The organism is Nocardia grenadensis NBRC 108939, from assembly GCF_001613445.1.
GTDB classification, from domain to species: Bacteria; Actinomycetota; Actinomycetes; order Mycobacteriales; family Mycobacteriaceae; genus Nocardia; species Nocardia grenadensis.
Genome location: NZ_BDCJ01000009.1, coordinates 442,933 through 469,228, shown reverse-complemented (window position 1 = coordinate 469,228; position 26,296 = coordinate 442,933). Strand labels below are relative to the sequence as shown.

Here is a 26,296-nt window from a genome sequence, read left to right as displayed (position 1 = left end):
ACGACGGATTACCGCCATCCGCGGCGTGGGTGGGCCGTCGCGTAGCGCCCCTCCGGTTCGATACGTCGCGGGGCGCGCCCGCGTGGTCACCGCGGGCCCCTTCCGCTCAGGGCCGCGTGACCACGTTCGACCAGATCGGGGACCATGCCGCCGAGGCGGTCGAACCCCTCACCGACGGTCAGCCCCTGCTGGGCGCGGTAGTGAATACCTTCGAAGATCACCGCGACCTTGTAGTAGGCGAAGCCCAGGTACCAGGCGAATTCGTCCAGTTCCCAGCCGGTCTCGTGCGCGTACGCCTCGATCAGGGCGTGGCCCGCGGGGAATCCGGGAACATCGCCGGGTACCGCGGCGACCGGACTGTCCAGACCGCTGATCCCGTCCCACCAGATCGCCATCGAGGCGAGATCGGTCAGCGGGTCACCGAGCGTTGCCATCTCCCAGTCCAGGACACCGGCCACGCTCGTGCTGGCCGGATCGATGACCACATTGTCGAGGCGATAGTCGCCGTGGACGATGCTCGCACGCTGCTTCTCGGGCAGTGCCCGGCCCAGCCGGTCGCCGAGCGCCAGGAGATCTGGCAGGTCTCTGCTGTGCGAAGCCGCCAATTGCCGACCCCACCGGCGCACCTGCCGTTCCAGGTAGCCCACGGGACGTCCGAGATCACCCAGACCCACGGTCTCGGGATCGAGCCGATGCAGCCGGACCAGCACTTCGACCAGACTCCGGGCCGCCGCCGGAGCCCGGTCGGCGAACGCCTCCAGCCGCGCGCGCTCGCGGAGGATCTCCCCGTCCGCGAAGTCCATGATGTAGAAGGGTGCGTCCAGCACGCCGGGCCCGGCGGCGACCCGCGGGCGCGGAACCGGCACGTCCGTCGGATACAACGCGCTGAGCAGCCGGTACTCCCGGCCCATGTCATGCGCGGTGGCCAGCACATGGCCCAGTGGCGGCCGGCGCAGCACCCAGCGCTCGCGGCCGTCGGTGAGCAGGTAGGTCAGGTTCGACCGCCCTCCCGACAAAAGTTCGACACGCAACGGGCCGTTCACCATTCCCGGACACTCCGTCCGGAGAAACGACTCGAGCGCAGCAATCACCACTCCCGGTGGTGTCACCGCCTCAGGCATCAGCAAACCTCCGAACCAACCGATCGAACGGTCGATCTGAACATCGACATCGGCAGCTTGACCGAAGACACGCGCGGATGTCAAGCGCTGACTTCTTCGAAACCACGCAACTAACGGCCGAGTTATCCCTCGATGTGACTCCGAGTCGGCCGCTCGACCGCAAACGATTCACCGGCCAGTCGGAATGCAGCCGATCGAATGATCGGCAATTTTCAGCTCGCCCCATGCCGACCGCGTCACTGTTCCGCTCCTCGGTCACCCCGTCGCCGGCCACCGCGCACCCAGAGGACAGGGCCCCAGAACATCGTCGCGGTGCCGATCCTGCGGACACCCGAATGTCAGCGCCGACGCTTCGGACCAGCAGTTGCATGCCCCGTGGCGCAGGCCGATGTGGCACATCGCCCCCGGCGATTCCACCGGCAGCTCCCCCCATCGCGAGCAGGCGTTCTTCCTGGTGACGCCGGCTCAGTCGCAGACTTCCGCGAAACAGTTCACAAACCTTGTTTTGTATGTAAAAATCTTTTTTTGTGAGGGAAGTGATCTATCTCGACTCGGTCGAGCAAGCGGAGGTACTGCTCAAACCACGACGGATCGAGATCGTGCGCGCCCTGGCCGAGCCCGCGACCTGTGCCGATGTGGCCCGACTGCTCGAGCAGTCCCCGCAGCGGGTCAACTACCACGTCAAACGACTGGTGGAGCACGGGCTCGTCCGGCAGATCGCCGAGCGCACGGTGCGCAATCTGCGTGAAGGCGTGTATCAGGCGGCCGGTCGGTCCTACTGGCTCTCGCCCCGGCTCGTCGGGCATATCGGCACCCGCCGGTCGAGCGACGCGATGAGTCTGGGACATCTCCTCGACCTCACCGAGGAGGTGCAGCGAGATGTCGCGGATATCGACCTGACCCATCCGGATCTGCCGTCGCTGGGGATTTCCGGCCAGATCGCGCTACACCCGGACCAGCGCGCCGAATTCCTCACAGATCTACAGGCCGCCCTGCAAAGACTGTTCACCAAATACGGCGGTAGCGACGGAGAGTCCTTCAAACTCGCCGTCGCCTGCTACCCCTTCGAGAAGGATCGATCATGACCGAACCGCTCATCCTCAGCGTCCGGACCGGCTCTCCCCCGCCGCCGCGTTCGAGGCATTCACCGACCCGCAGGCAGTGACTGCCTGGTTCGCCGAGAAGGCCGATATCGACCTGCCGCGGCGATACGACTTCTGGGGTCCTTCCATCCCGGAAGGCGATGCGCCCCATCAGAAAGTCGTCGACTGCACCGAGACATCCATTCAGTTGTCCTGGCTGCTCGACGGCGTGTGGACCACCACCGAGATATCGGTGGGTGTCGAGAACGACGAAACACGGATCACCTTCACGCAGAGTCATTTCGACTTCAACGACATCATCACCGGCGCGAGTATTCGCGGCGTTCTCCAATCGTTCTGGGCGTTGTCGCTGGCCAATCTGGTCGACTATCTCGACGGTCGCCCACTCACCGCCCGCGCTGACTTCACCGGTGCCGAACTGAACGCGACCGTCGAGATCGATGCCGCGCCGGCCGTGGTCTACGACTCACTGATCTCCGCGGAGAAGGTGTCGCAGTGGTTCGGCTACCCGGTGGAGATCGAACCGGAGGTCGACGGCCGATTCGCCATGGGCGGACTCGACGCCGACCCGCATCCCGCGCATATCGTCGAACTGGTACCCGGGGAACGCGTCGGTATCGATTGGGGCCCGGGCGGTATCAGCACCTGGGAACTCGCCGGTTCCGGCGGCAGAACCCGCCTCACCCTGGTGTCCAGCGGCTTCGACCAGAACAATCCGCCCTACCCCGCCTGGCTCGGCATACTCAGCGGCTTGGCCGAACTGCGCCGCTTCCACGAGATCGACGACTGGGCACCGATCACCGCCGCATCCTGACCCCCGAAACCCCTCCAGCACAGCAGGAATCGACAAAGGACTTCATCATGGACGACAAAGTCACCCAGTACATCGCCAGAACCCAGCCCTGGCAGGCGACACTGTGCGAGAAGCTGCGCCGGCTCGTCTTCGACACCTTGCCCGGCGTCGAAGAACGTCTGCAGTACGGCAAACCGCACTACCTCATCGACGGCAATCATGTCGCCGTGATCGCCGTCGCCAAGGACAAGGTGTCGTTCATGGTTTTCAATGCCGCCGGCATTCCCGAGGAGAAGGGATTCCTGCGCTCCCTGGGCAACGGTGAACGCAAGGCCGCGACCTTCACCGAAGGCCGGGAAGTCGACTACCGCCGACTGGCCGACCTACTGACCGCGACAACCTGAGTGGTCGCCCCGGGCGCAGCGGGTTCGGCGGCACGGGTGTTCCGACCGTGCTCCGGGCGCTCGCCGAGGCGGCGCCGAACCACCGTGCGGTCCCGGTGCCGTATACGCGCGACACCCGATCGACCACCCCGGCATGCGCAGGACGACCTCGATCGGCTGTCATGGCCCGGCAGTCCGCACGCCGGACAGCTCACCGGCCTCAGAGAACTCACAATGAGGCACGTTAACGTCGGCGCTCGTGCGTTCACGTAGTGTCCCGATATCCGTCGCCGCAGCCGGTCTGGTCCTGGTCGCGGGCGGCTCCACCTTCGCCTACTCCGACACCCCCGAGACGACGGTGACCGTGTCCCGATCGACCGGACCGTCCGACCCGGACGGCGGTATCGGCGCGGCCCGGAGCAACCTGCAGCAGGCCGGACTCCCGCTGGCGATACTCGACGCCGGCGTCGGACAGCTCACCGACGGCAGCCACCAACTCGACGACGGCGCCCATCAGCTCTCCGACGGCCTCCGAGAGGCACGAGACGGCGGCGAGCAACTGGCGACCGGACTCGACCAGCTCAACGGCGGCGTGGGCCTACTCGGCGACGGCGCGTCCCAGATCAACGCAGGAGTGGACGAGGTCGTCGACCGGCTCACCGGATTCGGAGACATGCAGGGTGGAGTGACAGCGCAACTCACCGCCCTCGCCGACACTCTCGGCAGGTCGCCGGACCCGGCGTCCCGGACCGCCGCCGCACAGCTCGGCACGCTTGTGGAGACGCTGAACACCCACGGTCTGGGCCCGTCCACTCTCGATCAACTCACCCAGTTACGCGACGGCGCACGCCGGCTCGCCTACGAACTCACCGACCCGAACGCCGAGTTCGTGGCGGGAATGGCCTTGGCGGCCGACGGGTCCGGGCAACTGCGCGACGGCCTCGTACTGCTCGACGACGGTGGGCACGCTTTGACGGGCGGGACCGGACAACTGGTCGAGGGCGTCGGCCCGGTCGCCGGTGTCGTCGCGGGAATCTCCGACACTGTGCGATCGGCCACCGACGCCCTGCCCCGCGCCGCCGCACCGCCGGCGGACCAGGTGGTCACGACGGCCGATCGCGCATGGTGGCCGTATGCGATGATCGCCCTCGGCGCGGCGGCACTCGTCGCGACCGCAATCCTCCCGCTCGGGCCGATATCACGGCGCGCGACCGCACCGCACTGAGCTCGACACGGGTGCAGGCAGCCACGGCCACCCGATTCACCACCGGATCTCAGGGCAGCGGCGGGTCGTGGTGCGCGACGATCGGTATCGACGACCGGTAGGCAAGGACCTGTCACTGCGCGACGTCCGCCGGATTCGTGCCGCAACATCGAAATCCCCACTCGCGGTCACTGCCCCGAATTATAGGGGTATCGCGCCGACTTTCCGCCGCTACGTTATTGCGGAAATGGTCAACGGGGGGATCGGGGAGGTTACTGGTGGTGCGATGGGTAGGGGTTGGTTCGGGCTGTCCTCGGCACAGTCCGCGCTGTGGCTACTGCAGCAGTTCCATCCGGATGTTCCGATCAGTATCGCGATGTACGTGGATATCGACGCCGACCTCGACACGGGCCTGTTGCGCAGAGCCGGAATCGCCGCGGGACTGGAATTGGAGTGGGCGTACGTGCGAATCGCCGACGGCGCCGCCGGCCCGTCCCGGCCGGTGGACCCGGCGTTGGAATCGATACTGTTGATCGCCACCGCGGCCGAACGCCTGGGCCGCATCGACACCGACCTCGTGACGGCGGCGTTCGTGTCGTATCCGGCTCGGCTCATCCGCCACCACGATGTGCTGGTGGGCCTCGCGGCCCGGACCACGGCCGTGCTGCGCCGCTCGGCCGGTGCCGTATTCAATGTCGTGCCGCTGCGTATCGCCGTCGGCGCGAACGTGACCGTGGCCGATCTCGTTCGCTCGGTCCGGCCGGCCGTCATCGGCGCCGTGCGGCATCAGCTCGTCCTCGACCGCCGGCCTGGCGTCCGGGACCGTTCCACCGGGCGCAGTCGGTGCTACCGGTCCACCCGCGCCGCCGCACCTGGTGTAGCGAAACGGTTCGGCGACCACCCTCCGCGGCCCGAAGGGATTGTGCCGGATCGGAATAGGAGAGTGCCGGGACTTCGCCGCCACCCGGGTCATGAAATAAGCTCGCGGCAACGCGGAAATGGAGAATCGATGCCCTCGACAGGTGAACCGACAACGGTCCGGGATACGCCGGAGGACCAGGCGGTCCAGAACGACGAACTCTTTCGGGCGTGGTTACAGATGCAACAGGAAGCCGTGGAGAACGAGTTCGTCGAGGTCGACGTTCCCGAACTCGCCGGCCACCTGTGGACCCGCGAAGGCCTGGTAACGGCGGAACACGAGATGCTCCACCGCTATTCGGACTTCGACGATATGTCCACCGAGGAGAACCTCGAGGTCGCGGTGCGATTCATGTACTTCATCGGCGAGACCTTTCGGCGGGCGTTGGAGGGAATCTGGGTACTCCTGCCGGCGAATCCACCCGAGCGCCCCGACCCCCTATGTGTCATCGACTCACCGATGTGGACGTCTTTTCACGATCCCACGCATATGATCGGGCTCGCCTTCGACCGGCGTACCGGAAAAGAGATCTCCTGGATTTTCGAGCGCACGGTGAAACGACACCAGAAATGGGTGGCGGCCGGCCGGCCGGTCCGCGACAGCTAGCGACGCCCCGGAGCGCGCCCCTCATCCAGAGGCGGGCTCCGCGGCTCGCGCCAGTACCCGGCGCGCGCCGACCGCCAGCGCTTCATCGAGCATCCGCCCATCCAGCTGTGCGGCGCCGGCTCCACCGGCGGCGGCCTCCTCCAGTGCGGCGAGCACCCGGCGCGCCCAGTCGACCTCCGCCGCGCCCGGCGTGAAGATCTCGGTGGCCCCGGCGAGCTGGGCCGGATGGATCACCCAGGTGCCGTCGAAGCCGAGGTCTCGTACCCACCGTTTCGCCGATCGGAAACCCTCGTCGTCGGCTACGGTCAGGTGCGGGCCGTCGATCGCCGACACCCCGGCGGCACGTGCGGCGAGCAGGACGGACTCCTGGACCTGATACCAGGCCTGCGGCGCGACATCCGCCGCGCGGCCCAGTGCCGCACCGAGATCGGCGTAACCGATGATCACCGCGTCGAGCCGGGCCGAACCCGCACAGATCTCGGCCACCCGCAGGATGCCGAGCGGGGTCTCCAGCAGCGCCTGTACCCGGGTGTCCGTGTCGCCCAGGCACCGCTCTACCTCGGCGAGCTGGGCGGCCGATTCGATTTTGGGCAGCACCACCGAGCCCAGCGCGGAGCCGGCCGCGGCACAGGCGGCGAGATCGTCGACCGCCCAGGTGGTGGTGAGCGCGTTGACCCGGATCGAGATCGCGGGCTCGCCACCGCATTCGGCGACCAGTGCGGCGGCGGTCTCCCGGGCCTCGTCCTTGCGGTCCGGAGTCACCGCGTCCTCGAGGTCGAGTACGACCTCGTCGGCGCCGGAAGCCAGCGCCTTGCGCGCGTTACGTTCATCGGAAGCGGGTGCCACCAGCACCGCACGGCGGCGTCGCATCGTTTTTCTCCTGTCACAGGTCGACAACTACGGTTTCGGTGGGCGGGGCGGCGACGAGATCCAGCATCCGGAACTCCTCCTCGACGGCGGCCATCGTGATGCCGGGCTGCTCGGCCCGCGCGATGCCGTGCGCGACCGCCGTGCGCGATTCTCGTCGGCCGGCACCTGTGCACCCGGTGGATCGAGGTCGGCGGGCGGGACCGTGTCACCGGCCGCGCCGAGGGGTTCGGCTGTGGTGCGCCCGGCGTCATGGGCCCGCCGGTCACCATCGCGATCTTTTCACCCTGCCCCTGATAACCCATCGAGGTGCTCCTGCGTCGGTTCGGCTTGCGGTCTGACCTGCGCACATCCGTTCGACGTGGGTCATGCTCCGACATGATGGTGCATCACAGTCGCTAAAATGCACAAATTGATCAGATCATGCATTATCTAGTTCGGATTGCGGCGACCGAGTACACCGGACGATCGTCACCGAGGCGCGCGCCGTCCACGTGGGTCTTCGCCGACGGCCCCGACCCGGTTCCCGGCCTAACGGTCTACCGCGTACCCGGCACCTTCACGCTCGCCTGTATCACGCCGCGGCCCGGTTCGGTGCGATGTTCGGCGCGCAGGTGCACTACCGCGGCATTCTCATCGGCTCAGTCGACGTTCAGGTCGAACGGGTCGCTGGTCGACTCCCCCGCGATCTGGTCGGCGATCGCGAGATACCCGTTCCTGATATGCGCTTCGGTCAGCTCGGCGGCCTTCGCGCCGTCGCCGGCGCGCACCGCATCCACGATCGCCTGGTGCTCGCGCTGGGATTCATCCCACCACGCGTCGGTGCTCAGCATCAGATCCCAGGGGAAGGACCGCCACATGCCGGCGATCTCGTCGCACAGGGCGGGTAGGCCGCACCGCTCGTAGAAAGAGAAGTGGAACTGCCGATTGAGCTCGCGCACCGATACCGAATCCCCGCGAGCCGCATGATCTCTCATTCTCGCGATCAACTCTTCGGCGGCGGCGATATCGCGCGGAGCCATCCGATCCACCGCCCGCTTCATCGCATAGCTCTCGGTGAGCCGGCGCACGACGTAGCTGCCCTTGACCCGATCCAGATCCACCCCCGCCACCCGCACCCCGCGGTGCGGCTCGGCCACCAGCAGCCCCTCGGCCTCCAGCAATCGCATCGCCTCACGCACCGGGGTGATCGAGGCATTGAATTGTCGGGCCAGTTCGTCCTGGGGGAGCTTCTCCCCGCGACTCAGCGCGCCGGTCAGAATCATCCGACGGAGCTCGTCGACGATCTGATCCCGTTTGGTCGGTTGAGCAGTCGGCATTCCGGGCGAACCATCCTCTCGCTGCGGTCCCTGAGCACTATGGCACAGGCACCATGAGGAGCGGCATCGACAACGAAGTCCCGGAGGCAGCCCAACCATTGTTCTGCGACGGCCGACCTGCCGCCTACCGCCGGGGCGGGTGCCGATGATGTGCCAGGCACCCGGTGCCGCGATCGCCGGCACCGGACGCGGCCGGTTCGTCCTCGCGTATCCGAGTGGAGTCCGTGGTGCCGATACACCTGACCGGGTCCGCCGCGGAACACCCAGGACCGCCGTGACCTGCGCGCACCGCGTTGTTACGCGCCCGATGAACTGCCCACGGCAGGGAGGCGGCTCGGCGACGGCGAATGACCCGGAAAGGATACTTTGACCGCGTGCCGCACGGTCGAGACGAAGTACTTCAGCAGATCGCCACGCTCGTGGAAGGCAGTCGAACAGGCCACGGCGGCTCACTGTTGGTCACCGGCGCGCCCGGCCTGGGTAAGACCACGATCCTGGACAGTGCCACGAATCTGGTGGACCAGAGTTGGATCGTGCTACGTTGCCGCGGCACCGAGCGTGAAGCCGATCTGCGCTACGGCGGTCTGCACCAGCTACTCGCTCCGCTACCCGATGCGGTGCGCGCGATACCGGAGCCGGCCAGGGAGGCTCTGAACTCGGTGGTCGGCACCGGGCCGGTGCGGCCGGACGACAGTCACCGGGTCGGTCTCGAGATCCTGGCGCTCTGGGCGGATCTGGCCGCCGACCACTCGATACTGTGCCTGATCGATGATGCGCACTGGTGGGATCGGCCTTCGATCGACGCGCTGTCTTTCGCCACCCGACGACTCGCCACGCACCGGGTCGCGGTATTGGTCACCGCGCGCGAGCAATTCCCCGCCTACGGGCTGCCGGCGACAGAATTGACGCCGCTGAGCAGGAACGAATCGAGGGCGCTGCTGACCGAGCGGTTCCCCGGCCTGCCGACGGACACCCGCGAGCGGGTTCTCGAGACCGCGGCCGGGAATCCCCTGGCGCTCCTCGAACTGCCGAGCGCGAACACCGATCTCCCGACGTTGGGTCCGCTGGCGCTGTCCGACCGTCTGCAACGCGAGTACGAGCGCGATATCCGCGCCTTACCCGAAGACACCCGAATCGCATTGCTGGTGGTAGCCGCCGACTACAGTGGAAGCCTGATCATCGCCATGCGCGTCCTCACCGAATTCGGCTCGACCGCCGCCGCTCTGGATGCCGCCGAACGAATCGGCGTGGTGAACATTTCGGGATACTCGATCACCTTCCGGCATCCACTCGAACGGGCGGCAGCCTATCGGATGGCCCCCTTCAGTATGCGGCTGTTCGTGCACGCCACAATCGCGGCGAACACCGACGACCCCGAGCTACGGGCCTGGCATCTGGCCGCCGCCGCGACCGCACCCGACGAAGCCGCCGCGGCCGCCCTGGAAGCCGTCGCGGGCCACGCCCGGCACAATACCGATTATCGGCGCGCCGCCGTCGCCGCCGAACATGCGGGCCGGCTGTCACTTCACCCGGCCGACCGTCACCGTCGGCTCATGGTGGCTCTCGAAGCCAATGTCGAAGCCGGCCAGGTGCACCGGGCCCTCGGCCTGGCGGATGAAATCGCCTCGTACGAGGCCGAACCCGCGGACCTTGCACGGCTGTCCGCGGCGCGCGGCCGGATGCTGTCGGCTCAGGGCGACCCGCGCGGCGCGTACAACGCCTTCGCCGAGGCCGCCGCGCACCTGTCCCCCGGGCATCCGGACGCCGCGGCACGGATGCACCTCCACGCGGCCGGAGCGGCATGGCCGGACCCGGACCTGTCCCGGATACGCACCGCACGTGCCGCTCTCGCCGCCCTGGAACTCGGTACCGCCCGCGACGGATATCTGGCCGTCCTGGACGGCCAGATCGCTTGCGGCGAACTCGGCGGAGATCGAGCCCACGCGATTCGTACCGTTCGCCGCGCTGTGCACATCGGCAGAACCCAGTTCGCCGAGGACTATTCGATCCGATTCATGCTCGCTGTGCAGGCGATCGGCGTCGGCGAGATCGACGATGCCCGCACCGATCTGCTCGAATTGAAGCGAATCTGTCATGAGCAGGGCATGGCGGGCCGGCTCTCGATCGTCGGCAGCGCCCTGGGTACCGCCGAGATATTGCTCGGCCACTTCCAGGAAGCCGAGACAGTACTCACGGAGAGTCTGCGGCTGGCGCATGAGATAGACCAGCCCGACCGAGCCGCCCGCACCGGTGCCAATCTGGCGGTTCTCGCCGCCGTGCGTGGCGAGCAGGAACGCTGCCGGAGACTGGCAGAGGACAGTATGCCCGGAACGACCTCGCCCTTCGATACGACCAGCACGGTGAAGGCACGCTGGGCGTTGGGTCTGCTCGACCTGGGTCACGGACGCCACGAGGCAGCGGCGGGCCACTTCGAAGCGGTGGCCGACCATCGAGACCGCGCCATCGGCTGCTGGATCCCCCTGATCAGCGACCACTTCGAAGCCGTCGCGCGGTGCGAGCGGGCACGGACGGAAGAATTGATGTCGCTGCTGCGGGGCTGGTATGACGCCAACCCCGCGCCCTGGATCGAGGCACACCTGCTCCGCTGCCGCGGACTACTCGAGGGGGACGACACAGCCTTCGCGCGTGCGCTGGCTCTGCATGCCGACGCGCAGCGCTGGTTCGACCATGCCCGCACCGGTCTGCTCTACGGTGAATGGCTGCGTCGTGAACGCTCCCCGTCGAAGGCGCGCACAGTATTGCAGGGGGCGAAGCGCACTTTCGAACGCCTCGGTGCCCTACCGTGGGCCGAACGCGCTCGCACGGAATTGCGCGCCGCGGGCGAGGGAGTGGATACGCGGCCGGCCGCGGCCGCTCGGCTGACCCCCCAGGAGCTACAGGTGGTGCGCCTCGCCGCCACCGGCGCGACCAACCGGGAGATCGGGTCCCGGTTGCAGCTGAGTCCCAAAACGGTCTCCTATCACCTGTACCGGGCGTTTCCCAAACTCGGCGTGAGCAATCGACGTACCTTGGCCCGGGTAACGCTCGACCTCGACGATCCGCCGCATTCCCGAGGGCCGGCCGGTCGACAGTCCGATATCACCGGTTCGACGACTGGGTGAATGACCGATACCACCGGTGGCCGGGCCCACGTAGCGTTACCGGTGGGCGGCACATCGGCGAGAGGCGAATCCCGAACACCCGAGACGGATCCGGTCGGCCGTGCGCCCAAACCGATTCGCGGGCGCCCACGCTCGACTCCCACATCGTTCAGCAGCCGGTTGTGCGTTGCGTGAGGCGACATCGGATCACCCGGAAGTACCGAGAGAAAGGCACATCATGCCCATTCACACCGTACCTGGAGGCACCATCGCCGGGTCCGGCCTCGTCGAGCTCGCCGGGCGGTGCACCGGAGCGACGTCCGTACCGGCCGCCCTCCGGGCTCACCTGAACGCCTCGGACAAACGCAAACGAGGTAATTTCAACTCCTTCATCGAGAACAAGGGCAACTTCAACTCCTTCATCGAACCGGGCATCTGACCAACGTGTACAACCTGTCCCGGCGCTCGCCAGGCGCGCCGGGACCCCGGGCGCCGCAATCGGTGAGGAAGTCCTTATGACAGCGAATGCGCAATCCACGCAGGACCCGGCGGCGGAAGAATGGCCGGCCGGCGAACGAAACGCCCGAGAACTTCACGAGGCTCTCCCACAGGCCCTGCCGTTCACCCAGTTCGTCGTGAAGATCCACAGTCGCTGCAATCTGGCCTGCGACTACTGCTACGTCTACGAGATGTCGGACCAGAGCTGGAAGAACCAGCCCAAGACCATGTCGGATGCGATCTTCGACCACGCCTGCCGGATGATCCGCGACCATGCCGCGCGATTCGCGCTCCCCGCGGTAGGTCTCGTATTCCACGGCGGCGAGCCGCTGCTGGTCGGGCATACGACGCTGGATCGTTTCGCATGCCGCGCCCGCGAGATCTTGGAACCCACCACGCGGGTCCGGCTCGGGATGCAGACCAACGGTGTCCTGATCGATACCGACTTCCTCGATATATGCGCGCGCAACAACGTGGAGATCGGCGTGAGTCTCGACGGTGACGAACGCGCCCACGATCGGCACCGGAAATACCGGCGGGGTGCCGGTAGCTTCGCCGATGTCAGTACGGGGCTGCGGCTGCTGACCCGGCCGACATACCGGCACCTGTACTCGGGTCTGCTCTGCACCATCGATATCGACAACGATCCACTCGAGACCTACGAGGCACTGCTCGACTTCGCCCCACCGGCCCTCGATCTGCTCCTACCGCACGGCAACTGGTCCGCACCGCCGCCGGCGTGGACCGCCGACCGGACCCACACCCCGTACGCCGACTGGCTCATCGCCATCTTCGATCGCTGGTACGGATCCCCCATCGTGACCACCCGCATCCGGCTCTTCGACGAAATCATCGAACTGCTGCTCGGCGGAGCCGGGGCGTCGGAGTCGGTAGGTCTCGCACCGATCCAGCTCGCCGTGGTCGAAACCGACGGCAGCCTCGAACAGGTCGATGCCCTGAAGTCCGCGTTCGCGGGGGCGGCCCGGCTCGCGGGCGGAGCAGCGGGCAACGCACTCGACCGCGCGACCCGGGAACCCGCGGTGATCGCCCGGCAGATAGGTATCGAGGCGCTCGGCGCGAGCTGCCGCGCCTGCCCGGTCCACCGGGTGTGCGGTGCCGGACACTACGCGCATCGCTACCTGGCCGGAAAAGGCTTCCGGAACCCGTCGGTGTACTGCGCGGATCTCGAAAAGCTCATCAGGCATATCGAATCCCGGGTCCGGGCCGATCTGCAGGCCACGGTGGGCGGGTGAGCGATTCCGGCGTCTTCGGGAACCGGAATTTCGTACTTCTGTGGTCCGGTAACGCGATATCGCTGATCGGGTTCCACGGGGTCCGCATCGCCTACCCGTTGCTGGCGCTGGCGATCACCGGTTCGGCAGCTGTCGCCGGTTGGGTCGGATTCGCGATTTCACTACCCGCGCTCATCTTCCAGATTCCGGCCGGTACCGCCGCCGACCGCTGGGACCGGCGGACCATAATGATGGTCTGCCAGACGGTCGGATTCGCCGCAGCATGCTCGGCCTGCCTGACCCTCGTCCTCGAGCTGCCCGCACCGGGACTGTTGCTGATCATCGCCGCGTTCGTCGAAGGCACCGCCTTCGTCTTCTTCGGAATGAGTGAACTGGCGATGGTCCGGGATGTCGTCGCTCCTGCGCAGCGGCCGGCGGCGTTCTCGCTTTTCGAGGCCGAACAGCCCATCGCCCTGGTCATCGGCCGAGCCGCCGGCGCAGCCGTCTACGGGATTGCCCGGTGGGTGCCCCTCGTCGCCGACGCCGTCACCTATCTGATCTGTCTGTGCACCCTGGCATCGATCCGGGTCGACCCGGCCGGCCGACGCGACGACCGGCCGGCGGAGTCCACGCCGCCGACGCTGCGGACAGGGGCGGGGCTGGTTCTGCGCGACCCCTTCCTGCGCAGCTCGACGGTGATCAGCGGACTGTCGAATATGGTCATTCAAGTAGTCATCCTGCTGATCATCGTGGAGATCGAACGATCCGACCAGCCGGTGTGGGTGGTCGGAGTCGTATTGGGCGCCGCCGGAGTGGGCGGGATCATCGGCTCCGCCGTCGCTGCCCCGCTGGCTACCCGATTCGGCGCCCAGCAGCTGTATCGCTCGGCGCTGTGGTGCTGGACCGGGCTACTGTTCCCCCTCGCGCTGAGTTCCCAGCCGCTGGTCGTGGGCGCGGCCTGGTTCGGTGTCGGCGCGGTCGGCACTGTGGTGAACGTCGCCTTGACTTTGTATCGGGTGGAACGGATTCCGGAGGAGGTCCTGGGCCGTGCGGTGGGGACGGTTTCGATGGTGACCGACGGTGCGGTCGCGCTCGGCGCGATCACCGCCGGTTATCTGTTGAGTGTTTTCGGCACGGACGCCACCGGGTGGATACTGATCGCAGCCATGCTGGGGCTCGCGGTAGCCGGGAGTTGTACGGCACGATCGCCCGGTGCACCTGCGGTTCGCGGCGCCGGGGCGAGCGCCGGGCGGCCGGGGGCGGGTTCCGCGGCCACCCACCCCGGCGGCCGCTAGAGCGGTGACACGGCCGTCCAGCGCGTCCAGGCATCTGATGCCGAACGGCTTTTCGAAGGGGTGAGAGCCGCCATCTCACCGCGTGCCGCCCCTCGCGCGGGCGATCGCGCTGCGGTGAAGAGCGCGGAACGGCCGTGAGTGCGGTGGACCTCCATCGGTGGACCTGCTCCATCGACGGACCTCGTTCGCGCACTCGAGGGCCCCGGTGGTCGCCGGGTCGGCTCGTGGCCCGCTGGGCGAGGCGCCTCCCATCCGAGAGTGGCTGTGGCACGAGGGGAGGCGACCGTACAGTGCCGGGGCGGCCCCGCGGACCGGCTGCCCGCCTCGACTCCGACACCCGGACCGGCCGCCCGGCTCGCCGCACCCTGACCGGCGGGTGTGACAGCTGGTAAATCCACGTCTTTTCGCAGGTGAACGTGCCTCCCGATCAATACGGCCACACCCCGGACTGTCGTGCTAACTTTGCTCACCGAAGCGATCTGTTCCGGCTGCGAGTCAGCAATTGCGGCGAACTATTCCCCCCTCCTGGAGGTTGAGATCGTGACTCGTCCGTTTGTTCGTTTTCTGGGTGCGCTCGGCGGTGTGGCATGCGCCCTGCTGGTGGCGACACCGGCCACCGCCGAACCCATCTATCCGATCCCGGACCCCGACCGGTTCTACGCCGCCCCTGCCGATCTGGCGGCGCACCGGCCGGGTGACGTACTCGATGTGCGGGTCCTGCCACCGGTGGCCGTCTTCCCCGGCGCCACAGTGCGGCTGGTCAAGTTCCGTTCCACCGATTCGCGGGGCGCACCGATCGCGGCGACCACCACGATCGCCACTCCCGCGGGACATCAACCGGGCGCACCGCTGCTGTCGTATCAGCATTTCATCAATTCGCTCGGCACCGACTGCGCGGTATCGCACCGGCTCTACGGCGCCGACCTGAACCTGTCGGTGATCATGCCGGCATTGGGCGCCATGCTGGCGCGAGGCTGGAGCGTGGCGTTGCCGGATCATCTCGGGCCGGAGTTCGCCCTCGGGGCCGGGCGTCTGGGGGGTCAGATCACATTGGACGGTGTCCGGGCGGCGCAGCGGATGCCCGAACTCGGCGTCGCGGACAGCCCGGCGGTATTGGCCGGCTACTCCGGTGGCGGCCTCGCCACGGCGTGGGCGGCCGTGCTGCAGCCGTCCTACGCACCCGAACTCCGGCTCGCCGGTGCGGCCATCGGTGGAGCCCCGATGAACCTGGTCTCGATGGCGGAGGGGCTGGGCTACCAGCCACACCCGGCTTTCGGGCTGGCGATGGCGGCCGCCATCGGCCTCGAGCGGGAGTACCCCGACCGGGTGCAGGTCAGCGGGAATCTCAATCCGCGTGGTCTCGCCATGCGTGACGCGATGGCCAACCTCTGCACCAATGACATCCTCGCCCTCGGGGCCGGTGGCAGCGCACACGAGTTCGCCACAGGGCCTGCCGTCTTCGAACAGCCGGATGCCTGGGCCGTGGTGCGGGAGAACAGCGTGGAACTCTACGACCCGGTTCCGCGGATACCGATATTCGAATGGCACTCGCCGACCGACCCGCTGGTGCCGATCAACGCCATCGACAACACCAACCGCCGGTGGTGTGGGGCCGGGGTGCGCTTGCAGACGCTGCTGGTTCCCTCGTTCGAACATCTGTCCGCGGCCGTGGCGGGTGCACCCGCCATGCTGGCGTGGCTCGAGGGCCGGGTACGCGGCGAGCCCGCGCCCGTCGCCTGCTGACGAAACATCTGTGTACGGTTCCGAGTCGCCCGCGGCCGATCAGCGAATCGCTGCGGGCGACTCGGCGCCGTCCTCGCCACGCCGCGTCCCCGATATGGGCACCGCGGCCGGATACCACCGGGACGGCCTGGTGGGGCGAGGCCTCGACCGCACACCACGGGGTGGCGACCGATGTGGCCGATCGGTAGGCCCGGTCACTTTTGTCACAGGCCCTTGACGCACCCTTGGGACACTTCGAGACTTGGAAGTGCCATCCGACACTCGCGAGTGCCACCGGAGAATTTCGAGACTACGAGCTTTCGAAGGTGAGTCCGATGTCGATCGAAACCCGGGAGTCCCGGCTCGAACACCGCATCGCGGAGCTGTACCGCACCGACGAGCAGTTCGCCGCTGCCCGGCCCGACCCGGCGGTCACCGCGGCGGCCGCGAAACCCGGTTTGCGCGCGTTCGAGATCGCGCGGACCGTGATGGAAGGTTACGCGCACCGGCCCGCGCTCGGGCACCGTGCGATCGAGTACGTCACCGACGAGCGGACCGGGCGCACCACGACGACACTGCGGCCCGAATTCGAGACCGTCACCTATCGCGAGGTATGGGACCGAGCCGGTGCTATCGCCGCCGCGCTGACCGCCGACGGCGTACGGCCGGGCGATCGTGTCTGCATGCTGGGGTTCACCAGTGTCGACTACACCGTGATCGATGTGGCGCTCACCCGGATGGCCGCGGTGGCCGTCCCGCTGCCGACCAGTTCGGCCGCGGCCCGCCTGCTGCCCATAGTCGCCGAGACCGAACCGGTGGTGATCGCGGCGAGTATCGATCGGCTCACGGATGCCGTGGAACTCGCGCTCACCGGCCACGCCCCGGCCCGGCTGATCGTTTTCGACCACCACGAGCGCGACGACGACGAGAACGCGACCTTGACGGCGGCCCGGGCGCGGCTGGCGGAGGCAGGTGGCACGGTGGTCGCCGAAACTCTGGCCGAAGTCGTCGCCCGCGGCGCGGTGCTGCCGCCCGCGCCGGCGCCGGCGACCGTCGAGGCGGACTCGCTGGCGCTGTTGATCTACACCTCCGGGAGCACCGGGGCACCCAAGGGAGCCATGCTCACCGAGCGGCTGGTGGCCGACCACTGGCGGGCCGCGAGCAGTGAGAAATGGGGCCAGCGTGGGACCGAACCGGCGATAGCGCTCGGCTTCATGCCGATGAGCCACATCATGGGGCGCGCCATTCTCTACATGACGCTGGGCCGCGGCGGCACCGTTTTCTTCGCCGCCACCAGCGACCTGTCGACCCTCCTGGACGATCTGGCCCTGGTCCGGCCCACCCAGCTCTCCTTCGTACCCCGGATCTGGGAAATGCTCTTCCATCGGTTCCAGGGCGAAGTGGCCCGCCGCGGCGGCGACGGAACCGACCGCACGACCTCGGAAGCCGAGGTGGCGGCGGACCTGCGCCGGAATCTGCTGGGTGGGCGGTATCTCGCGGCGACGACGGGTTCGGCGCCGATCTCGGCCGAGATGCGGGCGTGGGTCGAGTCCTTCCTCGATATGCATGTGGTGGACGGCTACGGTGCCACCGAAACCGGGAGTATTGCTGTGGACGGCCGGGTGCGCCGACCACCGGTCACCCGCTACGAACTCGTCGATGTCCCGGATCTGGGCTACTTCCGCACCGACCGCCCGTACCCCAGAGGGGAGCTGGTGGTTCGTTCGGACACGCTGGTCCCGGGGTATTACAAGCGTCCGGACGTGACGGCCGAAGTCTTCGACGCCGATGGCGCCTATCACACCGGAGACATCTTCGCCGAGGTCGGCCCCGATCAACTCGTGTACGTCGATCGCCGCAGCTTCGTACTGAAGCTTTCGCAGGGTGAATTCGTGACGGTGTCGAAGGTGGAAGCCGTGTTCGCCGAGAGCCCGCTGATCCGCCAGATCTACGTCTACGGCAACAGCACGCGCTCCTACCTCGTGGCAGTGGTGGTACCGACGGCCGCCGCACGGGAACGAGCCGGCGGCGACAGCCGCGCGCTCAAGCGGATGATCAGTGAATCCCTACAGCAGGTCGCGAAATCCTCGGGTCTGCAGTCCTACGAGATCCCGCGTGATTTCCTCCTCGAATACCAGCGGTTCACACCGGAGAACGGCCTGCTCACCGGTATCCGCAAACTGGCCCGGCCGGCCCTCAAGGAGCACTACGGCCCGCGCCTGGAGCAGCTGTACACCGAGCTGGCCGAATCCGAGGCCGAGGAGCTGCGCGCCGTGCGCCACGGCGCCGGGGACCGGCCCACGATCGAGACGGTCGTGCGCGCGGCCGCGGCCCTGCTGGGTGCCGCCACCGGTGAGATACGCCCGGACGCGCATTTCACCGACCTGGGCGGCGACTCCCTGTCGGCGCTCACCTTCGGACAACTGTTACGCGAGATCTTCGGGGTCGAGGTCCCGGTGGGTTTCCTCATCGGCCCCACCGCCGACCTCCGGGCGGTCGCCCACTACATCGACGAACAACGGACCGGCGCCCGGCGCCCCACCTTCGCCGCGGTGCACGGTGCGGAAGCGACCGAGGTGCACGCCGACGAACTGACACTCGACAAGTTCCTCGACGAACGCACGCTCGCGCGGGCGCCCCACCTACCGGGTCCGAGCGAGACGGTCCGGACGGCCCTGCTCACCGGCGCGACGGGATTCCTCGGGCGGTATCTGGCGCTGGAATGGCTGGCACGGATGGCCCGCGCCGGCGGAACACTGATCTGCCTGGTCCGCGCCACAGACGACACCGCGGCCCGGTCCCGGCTCGACGAAACCTTCGACTCCGGCGACCCGGTACTCACCGCGCGCTACCGGGAGCTCGCCGCCGATCATCTCGAGGTGATCGCGGGTGACAAGGGCCGGGCCGATCTCGGACTGGACCACGACACCTGGCAGCGGCTGGCCGATACCGTCGACGTGATCGTCGACCCGGCCGCACTCGTCAATCACATCCTGCCCTACAGCGAATTGTTCGGCCCCAATGTCGTGGGTACCGCTGAACTGATCCGGCTCGCGCTCACCACGAAGCAGAAGCCCTACACCTACACCTCGACCATCGCGGTGGGCGATCAGGTCGCGCCCGCGGATTTCACCGAGGACGCCGATATCCGCGTGATCAGCCCACACCGCAGCATCGACGACCGGTACGCCAACGGCTACGGGAACAGCAAATGGGCGGGTGAGGTGCTGCTACGGGAGGCCGCCGACCTGTGCGGTCTGCCGGTGGCGATATTCCGCTGCGATATGATCCTCGCCGATACCGAGTACGCGGGCCAGCTCAATGTCCCCGATATGTTCACCCGGTTGATGTTGAGTCTGGAAGCCACCGGCACGGCCCCCCTGTCCTTCTACGAACTCGATCCGGACGGCCGGCCGCAGCGCGCCCACTACGACGGGCTTCCGGTCGGTTTCATCGCTGAGGCCATCGTCTCGCTCGGCGCCCGCGCGGGGACCGGGTTCCACACCTACCACGTGATGAACCCGTACGACGACGGGATCTCGCTGGATACCTACGTCGACTGGCTCATCGACGCCGGCCATCCCATCCAACGGATACCCGATTACGACAGCTGGTTGCGGCGGTTCGAGACCGCGATACGCGCCTTGCCGGATCGGCAGCGACGGTATTCGCTGCTACCGCTGCTGGACAGCTACCGGAAACCGCAGCGAGCGGTGCGCGGTTCGATCGCGCCCACCGAACAGTTCCGCGCGGCGGTGCGACACGCGAAGATCGGCGCCGACCGGGATATCCCGCACGTGACCCCGGAGATCATCGTCAAATACAGCACCGACCTCCACCTACTGGGTCTGCTGTAGCCGTGCCCGCGGTACTCACCGGCACGGTGCGCTGCCGCTACCGCGGATCCGCTGCGGTCATTCGCCCGACTACTCGTCGTGGATCCGGAACTCGGGCGAGGTACCGCTGATCGGCACGCGGTCGCTGCCCGGTTTCACGGCGTCGCCGAAGTACCGGATGCGATAGCTGCCGGGCGTCGCATCGGCGGGGCTGTCCCATGTGATGGTGACCCGTGAGCTCGAGGCGGCGCCACGTGACCAGCCGAAGGTGGTCGACCAGTCCCCGTCGTCGGCGATCGTCCGCCACCGCTCCCCGTCGCGCCGCTGCACCATGAGATAGGTACTGCCGCGGTGTAGGTCGTGATTGGGGTACGCGCCGGCGAATTCGACACTCACCCGCTCCCCTGCGCGATAGGCCGGCTCGGGCTCGCTGAGCACATCCCCGAAGTCATGTCCCACCGGCGGAAAGTCCGGCGACGAGAACGCTTTCGCGCGACGCTGCACTTCCGACAGATCGGGCGCCCCGGTGCCGGCGGGGACCGGGCTGCCGTCGCGCATCGCGGTCGCCAGCTGCGCCGCGATCTGTTGCAGGGCCGGCAATTCCCAGCGGCCGAACAAGGTGCTCGCGCCCTCGTAGTGCTGGGCGTCGTACTCCTCGGGGGTGGTGACGTAATGGATATAGGCGTTGCTGTATCCGGCGACCAGCACATCGGCCGGCTCTACGCCGAGGACGGCCGCCACCGTGCGCCGCAACCGCAGCCCGGCGACAATCGTCACCTCGCCGGGAATACCGAGCAGATACAGCTCGCCGAGCTGGAGGAGTTGGACCGGAACGATCTCCTGCACGTAGGGCCCGAACCGATTGAGCAAGCCGCCCGGCGCAACGATCGCCTTGGGCGCCTGCGCATCCCGCAGCGCCGGCGCGAACCGGTACGCCAACCGCGACAGCAGATCCCAGCCGGGGTTACGTCCTTCGCGGAAGGTCTTCCAGTGGGTGGGTCCGTCGTACCCCGCGCCGGCGAAGGCGGCCGCACCCCCGGCGGGTCGTCCGGTGCGATGCTCGCGCTCATCGCCGGTGAATTCCGGGGAGACGGTCACGGCGGACAGATCGACGTGCACCACACGGTGGTCGATGCTGCCGGCCATTCGCGGCACGTACCCCGCGGCGAGTTTCGCCGCGGCCTCGTACTGGCGCAGGCCGACCACCCGAGCGTTGTCGAACTCGTCGCCGGCGTTATCGGGCCTACCGTCCGGATTCGGCGACATATCCCCCGCGTTGGTCTGCGCGAAGGCGGCGACGAAGTCGGGATCCGGGTCCACCAGATAGTTCACGCCTTCGACCACGCGCTCCCAGTGATAGGCCGCGTAGCCCTTGTTGTCCCCGCTGATCAGTGTGTTCCGGCTGGACATCGAGGTGCCGTGCGTCGCGAACCAGTTGATGGCGCCGACCGGTTCGCCCTCGCGATCGATGCGCAGCAGCGTCGTCTGCGGATCGACGGCGTCGGGAAAGAAATCCCTGTCCTCCTGCGGGTTCCGGTCGAATGCCGCACGTGAGCGATTGACGCTGGCCGCGCGCAACTCGCCGTGCGCCAGACGCAGGGTGGCCGGGGCGAGATCCTCGTGTGCCCGTTCGACCGCCTCGATGATGCCGTCGACGATCGCCGCGAAGGTTTCGGGGCGGAACCCGCCCGAGCCGTTGTACAACCGGTGGTGCGAATAGCCACCGGGCCCGCAGTGGGTGTGGGTCGCCGTGAGCATCACATTGGAGTGGGTGTAGGTGTCACCGAAGCGCTGGGCCAGCCGGCGCAGCACCTCCTGGGTGATGCTGGAGAAGATCAACGGCAGATCGTTCACGACCAGCAGCACCCGCCGATCGACGAGCGGGTCGACGAAGACGAAGGCACGGGAGCGCAGCCGGAGATGTATCCCGGCGGTCTTCTGATCGGCCTTGCCGTAGCCGAGCATGCCGACCTCGGCCGGTTCTCCGGTGATGTCGGCAATGGCGCGCCCGACCAGATGGCGGTCGGTCGCATAGTTCGTTTCCGGCATCGACCTCTTCTGTCCTTTTGGATTCGGCCCGCCGCAGCGGTTCGGGTTCGGTTACACAGACAAACTAGCAAGGACGAAGTCGGGTTTCGCATTGCGCGATCGACGGTTTCGCGGTCACCGGCATCGGGAAGCCACCGGGCGACCATGAGCACATACGCTACGGTTCCCGGCACCATCGACCCGTTCATGCGCCTCTCCCGTGAAAGACCACGCACGATGACCGCTTCTGCACACCCACCGCGGCACCGGCCCGGGCCGCCGTCGGAGCCGACGCCGGCCCGCATAGCCGCTATCGTTCTCGAGATCGGGGCGGGACTGCGCACTCGGGAACCGGAGATCGCCGCGGGAATGACCCGGCGGATACTCCACACGATCGACTACACCCGGGCCGATCCGCGGCTTTCGGACCTGCGGACCGCCAGCATCCAGGCCAATGTGACCACCATGGTCGAGATCCTGGCCAACAATATCCCCGTAGATCACCTGCAACCGCCCATGGCAGCCGTCGAATACGCGCGGCGGATGGCGCAACGCGATATCCCGTCCAACTTCCTGGTGCGGGCCTACCACATGGGCCAGAACACCATGATGCGTATCTGCTACGACGAGGTCGCGCAGCGGAGCCTGCCGACAGCCCTGGGACTTGCCGTTCTCCAACGCCTCACCGAGAGTGTCTACGCCTACACCGACTGGATCATCGAGTACGTCTCCGCGGCCTACGAGACCGAACGCATGCGGTGGGTCGAGGCCCGCGGAACTGTGCACTCCTCCATGGTGCACACGCTGCTGTCGACACGGACACCGGATCCGGCAGGGTTCGAGGCAGAGACCGGTTACGGTCTCGACCGGGCACATCTGGCGGTGATTCTGTGGTCCACGGGCAGCGACGAGGTCGCCACGGCTCTGCTGGCTTCCGGCAGCCGGGCCATCACTCACGCGATACAGGCCGATGGCCCGCCACTGGTGACAGCCATCGACCGGCGGACGGTATGGGCGTGGTTCCCGTTCGACCGACAGCCCGCCGTCGACGCCGACGGGTTCCGGTCGGAGGCCGATCTTCCCGCGCAGGTTCGGCTCGCAGTCGGACTGCCCGGACGGGGACACGACGGTTTCCGCCGCTCCCATCAACAAGCCGCCGCCGCCTATTTCGTCGCCACTCTGCCGGGGATACCGCCCGGCTGCCGGACGATCGGGTTCGGTGACCCCGGCGTCGCGGTGGTGTCGCTGCTGGCCAAAGACCTCGACGCGACCCGGGCGTGGGTGCGCGAGGTACTCGGAACGCTCGCCGACGACACCGAACAGGCAGCAACATTACGAGACACTCTCCGCACCTTCTACGAAACCGGCGAAAGCCACGTGCATACCGCGCAGCAGATGACCCTGCACCGCAACACCGTCAAATACCGCATCACGAAGGCAGTCGACGCCACCCGGATCAGTGGAGCGGGTCACGAGAAGCTGGATATCGCACTGGCGCTGAGGATCTGCCGCTTCCTGGGACGGAGTGTGCTGCGTCCGCCGTCCTGACGGTCACCGGGTCGGGTGGCAGGACCACCCCACCGCACCGGGTGGCGCGCTTCGCGCCGATCCTCGACAGCTCGGGATGGACAAGACCGGTACCGTCTCTCGAATCGGGGCAGACCAGCCTCGTTACCGGCGGGGAGACCGCCGGCGAACGCACACGAGGGCAGCGGCGGTCGAGTGCGTTGTGCGGCGGGGACAAAGACGCTCCATCGAATGTGCACGTCTGACAAACTTTTCGATTGACGAGGCGAATTCGTTGTTCTCGATAAACTGCTTCAGTAGAGTCGTCCGGGTCTACAACGAAACGTTGTACGACGCGGACGGAAAGGGAATTGCGCGATCAGAGTAGGCCGATACTCGCGGCAAGATAGACGATCGTACCGCACTGCGTGATCGCGACATGTCGACCAGCCCGGTGTGCACATGCGAACGAATTCCCGGAATCGGCGACGACGCCCGCCCGAAGCGAGAATTCGGGCGATATCGTTCGCGGCCATGGCAATTCGCGTGCCTCGTGGCCGCCGCGGCCGGGCCGGCGACCCGGCCGAATGCTGTCGGAGAAAGATCTCGACAGCTCGAGAACCAGCGGTGTTCCACATCTGCTCAATCATGCGCACTTCAAGAATATTTGCCGGAGTTTTGTGGAGGAGATAGACGTGAAGCTCGAATCGACTACGGTTCCGGGGACGGCGGCAACACCGGCCGACACGGCAGAAAAATCCCGCACCGGGGCCGGGCCCGCCGATCAGTCGCACCCGGCCATCCGGGCCGGAATCGCCGGCCGCATTCGAGGAGCGCGGTAGCAAGATCGATGGCGATCAGGGATATACAAGCATTCGCACACCTCACCGCCGAGGATATCGATTCGCTCGGCCACGAATTGGATCGGATCCGCACCGATATCGAGAAGGCGCGCGGACCACGAGATGCGGCCTACATTCGGCGGGTCATCATATTTCAACGCGGCCTCGAAACGGCGGCCCGCCTGATTCTGTTGTGCGGCGGCCGGTATCGGGGCGCGCGGCTTGCCGGGACTGCGATGTTGGCGGGGTCCAAGATCATCGAGATGATGGAGGCCGGACACAACATCAGCCACGGGCAGTGGGACTGGATGAACGACCCGGAGATCCATTCCGCTTGTTGGGAACGGGATTTCGCCGGCCCGTCCAGCCATTGGAAACGCGCACACAACCATATCCACCACACCTATACCAATGTCTACGGCATGGACGCCGATCTCGGCTTCGTGGTGCTGCGGATGACCCGGGACGAGCCCTGGCGTCCGATTCAGAGCACCGGTGCACGGCGCGGGCTCCGCACCGCGTTGGCCGCGACGGCCTCGGAACAAGGGAATGCCTCCGGCTCCGGCCGCGGACTCCAGCGCTGGATCGCGGCATTCACGGGCGAGCGAGGACAACGGTGACAGATCAATCGTCCACAGCGGAACGTCCGATTGTCCGTATTCTCGCCGGGGTCGCCGGCCGCAGCCTCGCCTTGATGGTGGGAATGAGCATCGGGTCGGTGGATGCACTCACCGCCCGGCGCGCCCAGTACCTCGGGCCCACCGCGCCGGCTCTGCAGCCGGTCGTGGTGGGCGTCAGTGGCGGTGCGCTCGCGGCAACCGCGACAGCGCTGGGCATGACACGTGACCGCGCCCGGATGCTCGCGATCGATCACCCCGAGCACGAAATCCTCGGCACCAGAAGCCTGCGTGGCTTGATGACACAGCGCGCCCTCTATCCGCACGCACGGATTCGCGAACTCGCCCACGCATTCGCCGGAGACCGCACCTTCGCCGACTTCGCCCTCGGGCCCCCGGGATCCGAACCACACCGTGTGGCCTCGTCGCTGCTGATCCCGGTCTACGCGGCCGGTCACGGCACCCTGCTGCTGCCCCGGGACCTGCCGAAGCTGGGCCTGGCCGATCTGCCCGTTGCCGACGCAATCGTCGCCGCCACCCGGATACCCGGGGCCCTGCCCGCCGCCGCCGGACTCGACGACGTCTTCGACGGCGGCTGCCAATACCGCGTCCCCCGCGATATCTTCGCCGGGAACCCCGCCCTCGTGCTGGATCTCTACGGACCGGAACCCCACGACAGCCGGGGCGGATTGATTTTCCCGCTGCTCCACCCGTCACTGCCCTCCATCGCGCACCGCCCGCGACCATTCCGCGACCGGACCCTGCGCGAGTCGACCATCTTCGCCCACCGGCGCTATGGGGCAGCGCTCAGTGCGCCGGCCCAGACCTCCGAGGAGCTGTTCGACACCGGGTACGACATCGCCACCACCTGGATCCGGACCCGGACCGAAGAGCAACTCCGGCACGTCGTCGACGCGCACGTTCTCGGACCACCGGAAGCAGTCTCCACGGCCGATCGGCAGCGAACCGCTGGTCTGTCACACGCCGTCACCGAATAGCGAGCGGGGTACCCGCCGGAAAATCACGACCCGACCACGCCGCTTGTGCACCCGTGGCTCGTCATCGGCCGGCGTCCACGAGTCTCCTCTGAAGGACCCGTGCGGACGCGGCTCGGATCGGGCCCGGCTCTATATCCGGCACCGGCAGAGGTGGGGCCGATGACGGCGGGACTTTCCTTCCGGTCACGCCGACCCCGATGGGGCGACAGGTCCGTTCCCGCTGCTGGTCGACCGCTCACCCGGCTGCGTTCTCCCCGCCGGGCTCGGGCCGTCCTGCCGAGGACTACGGCACCGAGGTCGCCCGGC

At 67.5% G+C, this 26,296-nt stretch carries 17 protein-coding genes and 1 pseudogene; 14 read left to right on the top strand and 4 right to left on the bottom strand.

Annotation, left to right across the window (positions count from 1 at the left end; all coding sequences use genetic code 11):
* Positions 1 to 86 precede the first annotated feature (86 nt).
* Positions 87 to 1,046, bottom strand: a complete 960-nt coding sequence (locus NGR01S_RS11985; protein WP_245664540.1) for a phosphotransferase family protein — start codon at positions 1,044 to 1,046, stop codon at positions 87 to 89.
* Between the two features lie 602 nt (positions 1,047 to 1,648).
* Here NGR01S_RS11985 and NGR01S_RS11980 point away from each other — a divergent pair.
* The 5 genes from NGR01S_RS11980 (at position 1,649) to NGR01S_RS11960 (ending at position 6,129) form a co-directional block, all read left to right on the top strand.
* On the top strand, positions 1,649 to 2,206 hold the full coding sequence (locus NGR01S_RS11980) for a winged helix-turn-helix domain-containing protein (RefSeq protein WP_063036238.1): 558 nt from the start codon (positions 1,649 to 1,651) through the stop codon (positions 2,204 to 2,206).
* Between the two features lie 76 nt (positions 2,207 to 2,282).
* Positions 2,283 to 3,038 (top strand): SRPBCC family protein, encoded by a 756-nt coding sequence (locus NGR01S_RS11975; RefSeq protein ID WP_218020759.1) that lies wholly within the window; start codon positions 2,283 to 2,285, stop codon positions 3,036 to 3,038.
* Positions 3,039 to 3,085: 47 nt separating this feature from the next.
* Positions 3,086 to 3,421, top strand: a complete 336-nt coding sequence (locus NGR01S_RS11970; protein ID WP_063036237.1) for a DUF1801 domain-containing protein — start codon at positions 3,086 to 3,088, stop codon at positions 3,419 to 3,421.
* Between the two features lie 238 nt (positions 3,422 to 3,659).
* Complete coding sequence (locus tag NGR01S_RS11965) at positions 3,660 to 4,625, top strand: MMPL/RND family transporter (RefSeq protein ID WP_063036236.1); 966 nt, start codon at positions 3,660 to 3,662, stop codon at positions 4,623 to 4,625.
* Positions 4,626 to 4,890: 265 nt separating this feature from the next.
* Positions 4,891 to 6,129, top strand: a complete 1,239-nt coding sequence (locus NGR01S_RS11960; protein ID WP_063036235.1) for a condensation domain-containing protein — start codon at positions 4,891 to 4,893, stop codon at positions 6,127 to 6,129.
* Positions 6,130 to 6,150: 21 nt separating this feature from the next.
* Here NGR01S_RS11960 and NGR01S_RS11955 read toward each other — a convergent pair whose 3' ends face one another.
* Together NGR01S_RS11955 and NGR01S_RS11950 are read right to left on the bottom strand one after the other, a co-directional pair.
* Positions 6,151 to 6,999, bottom strand: coding sequence for an HpcH/HpaI aldolase/citrate lyase family protein (locus NGR01S_RS11955; RefSeq protein WP_245664539.1), 849 nt, complete (start codon positions 6,997 to 6,999; stop codon positions 6,151 to 6,153).
* A 638-nt stretch (positions 7,000 to 7,637) separates the two neighbouring features.
* Positions 7,638 to 8,315 (bottom strand): GntR family transcriptional regulator, encoded by a 678-nt coding sequence (locus tag NGR01S_RS11950; protein ID WP_063036234.1) that lies wholly within the window; start codon positions 8,313 to 8,315, stop codon positions 7,638 to 7,640.
* Positions 8,316 to 8,689: 374 nt separating this feature from the next.
* Between NGR01S_RS11950 and NGR01S_RS11945 the strand changes: the two genes are divergently transcribed.
* The 6 genes from NGR01S_RS11945 to car all read left to right on the top strand — a co-directional run bounded on the left by NGR01S_RS11945 (position 8,690) and on the right by car (position 20,020).
* Entirely contained in the window at positions 8,690 to 11,437 is a 2,748-nt protein-coding gene (locus NGR01S_RS11945) for a helix-turn-helix transcriptional regulator (protein WP_169811898.1), read from the top strand.
* Between the two features lie 217 nt (positions 11,438 to 11,654).
* Positions 11,655 to 11,855 (top strand): hypothetical protein, encoded by a 201-nt coding sequence (locus NGR01S_RS11940; RefSeq protein WP_063036232.1) that lies wholly within the window; start codon positions 11,655 to 11,657, stop codon positions 11,853 to 11,855.
* Between the two features lie 76 nt (positions 11,856 to 11,931).
* Positions 11,932 to 13,167 (top strand): FxsB family cyclophane-forming radical SAM/SPASM peptide maturase, encoded by a 1,236-nt coding sequence (locus NGR01S_RS11935; RefSeq protein WP_063036231.1) that lies wholly within the window; start codon positions 11,932 to 11,934, stop codon positions 13,165 to 13,167.
* Positions 13,164 to 14,441, top strand: a complete 1,278-nt coding sequence (locus tag NGR01S_RS11930) for an MFS transporter (protein ID WP_063036230.1) — start codon at positions 13,164 to 13,166, stop codon at positions 14,439 to 14,441. Before NGR01S_RS11935 ends, NGR01S_RS11930 begins: the two co-directional genes overlap by 4 nt.
* Positions 14,442 to 14,981: 540 nt before the next feature.
* A complete protein-coding gene (locus NGR01S_RS11925; RefSeq protein WP_063036347.1) occupies positions 14,982 to 16,184 on the top strand; it encodes a lipase family protein in 1,203 nt (400 codons plus the stop codon).
* A 314-nt stretch (positions 16,185 to 16,498) separates the two neighbouring features.
* Entirely contained in the window at positions 16,499 to 20,020 is a 3,522-nt protein-coding gene (car, locus tag NGR01S_RS11920; protein ID WP_063036229.1) for a carboxylic acid reductase, read from the top strand.
* Between the two features lie 69 nt (positions 20,021 to 20,089).
* On the opposite strand, the gene NGR01S_RS11915 is transcribed toward car, so the two are convergent.
* Positions 20,090 to 22,048 (bottom strand): neutral/alkaline ceramidase, encoded by a 1,959-nt coding sequence (locus tag NGR01S_RS11915; protein WP_063036228.1) that lies wholly within the window; start codon positions 22,046 to 22,048, stop codon positions 20,090 to 20,092.
* A gap of 216 nt (positions 22,049 to 22,264) precedes the next feature.
* Between NGR01S_RS11915 and NGR01S_RS11910 the strand changes: the two genes are divergently transcribed.
* The 3 genes and pseudogenes from NGR01S_RS11910 to NGR01S_RS11900 all read left to right on the top strand — a co-directional run bounded on the left by NGR01S_RS11910 (position 22,265) and on the right by NGR01S_RS11900 (position 25,990).
* Positions 22,265 to 23,575 (top strand): PucR family transcriptional regulator, encoded by a 1,311-nt coding sequence (locus tag NGR01S_RS11910; protein ID WP_063036227.1) that lies wholly within the window; start codon positions 22,265 to 22,267, stop codon positions 23,573 to 23,575.
* An 808-nt stretch (positions 23,576 to 24,383) separates the two neighbouring features.
* Positions 24,384 to 24,860 (top strand): annotated as a pseudogene (locus NGR01S_RS11905) (fatty acid desaturase family protein); the annotation flags it as partial.
* A gap of 131 nt (positions 24,861 to 24,991) precedes the next feature.
* Complete coding sequence (locus NGR01S_RS11900; protein ID WP_063036226.1) at positions 24,992 to 25,990, top strand: patatin-like phospholipase family protein; 999 nt, start codon at positions 24,992 to 24,994, stop codon at positions 25,988 to 25,990.
* Positions 25,991 to 26,296: the final 306 nt, after the last annotated feature.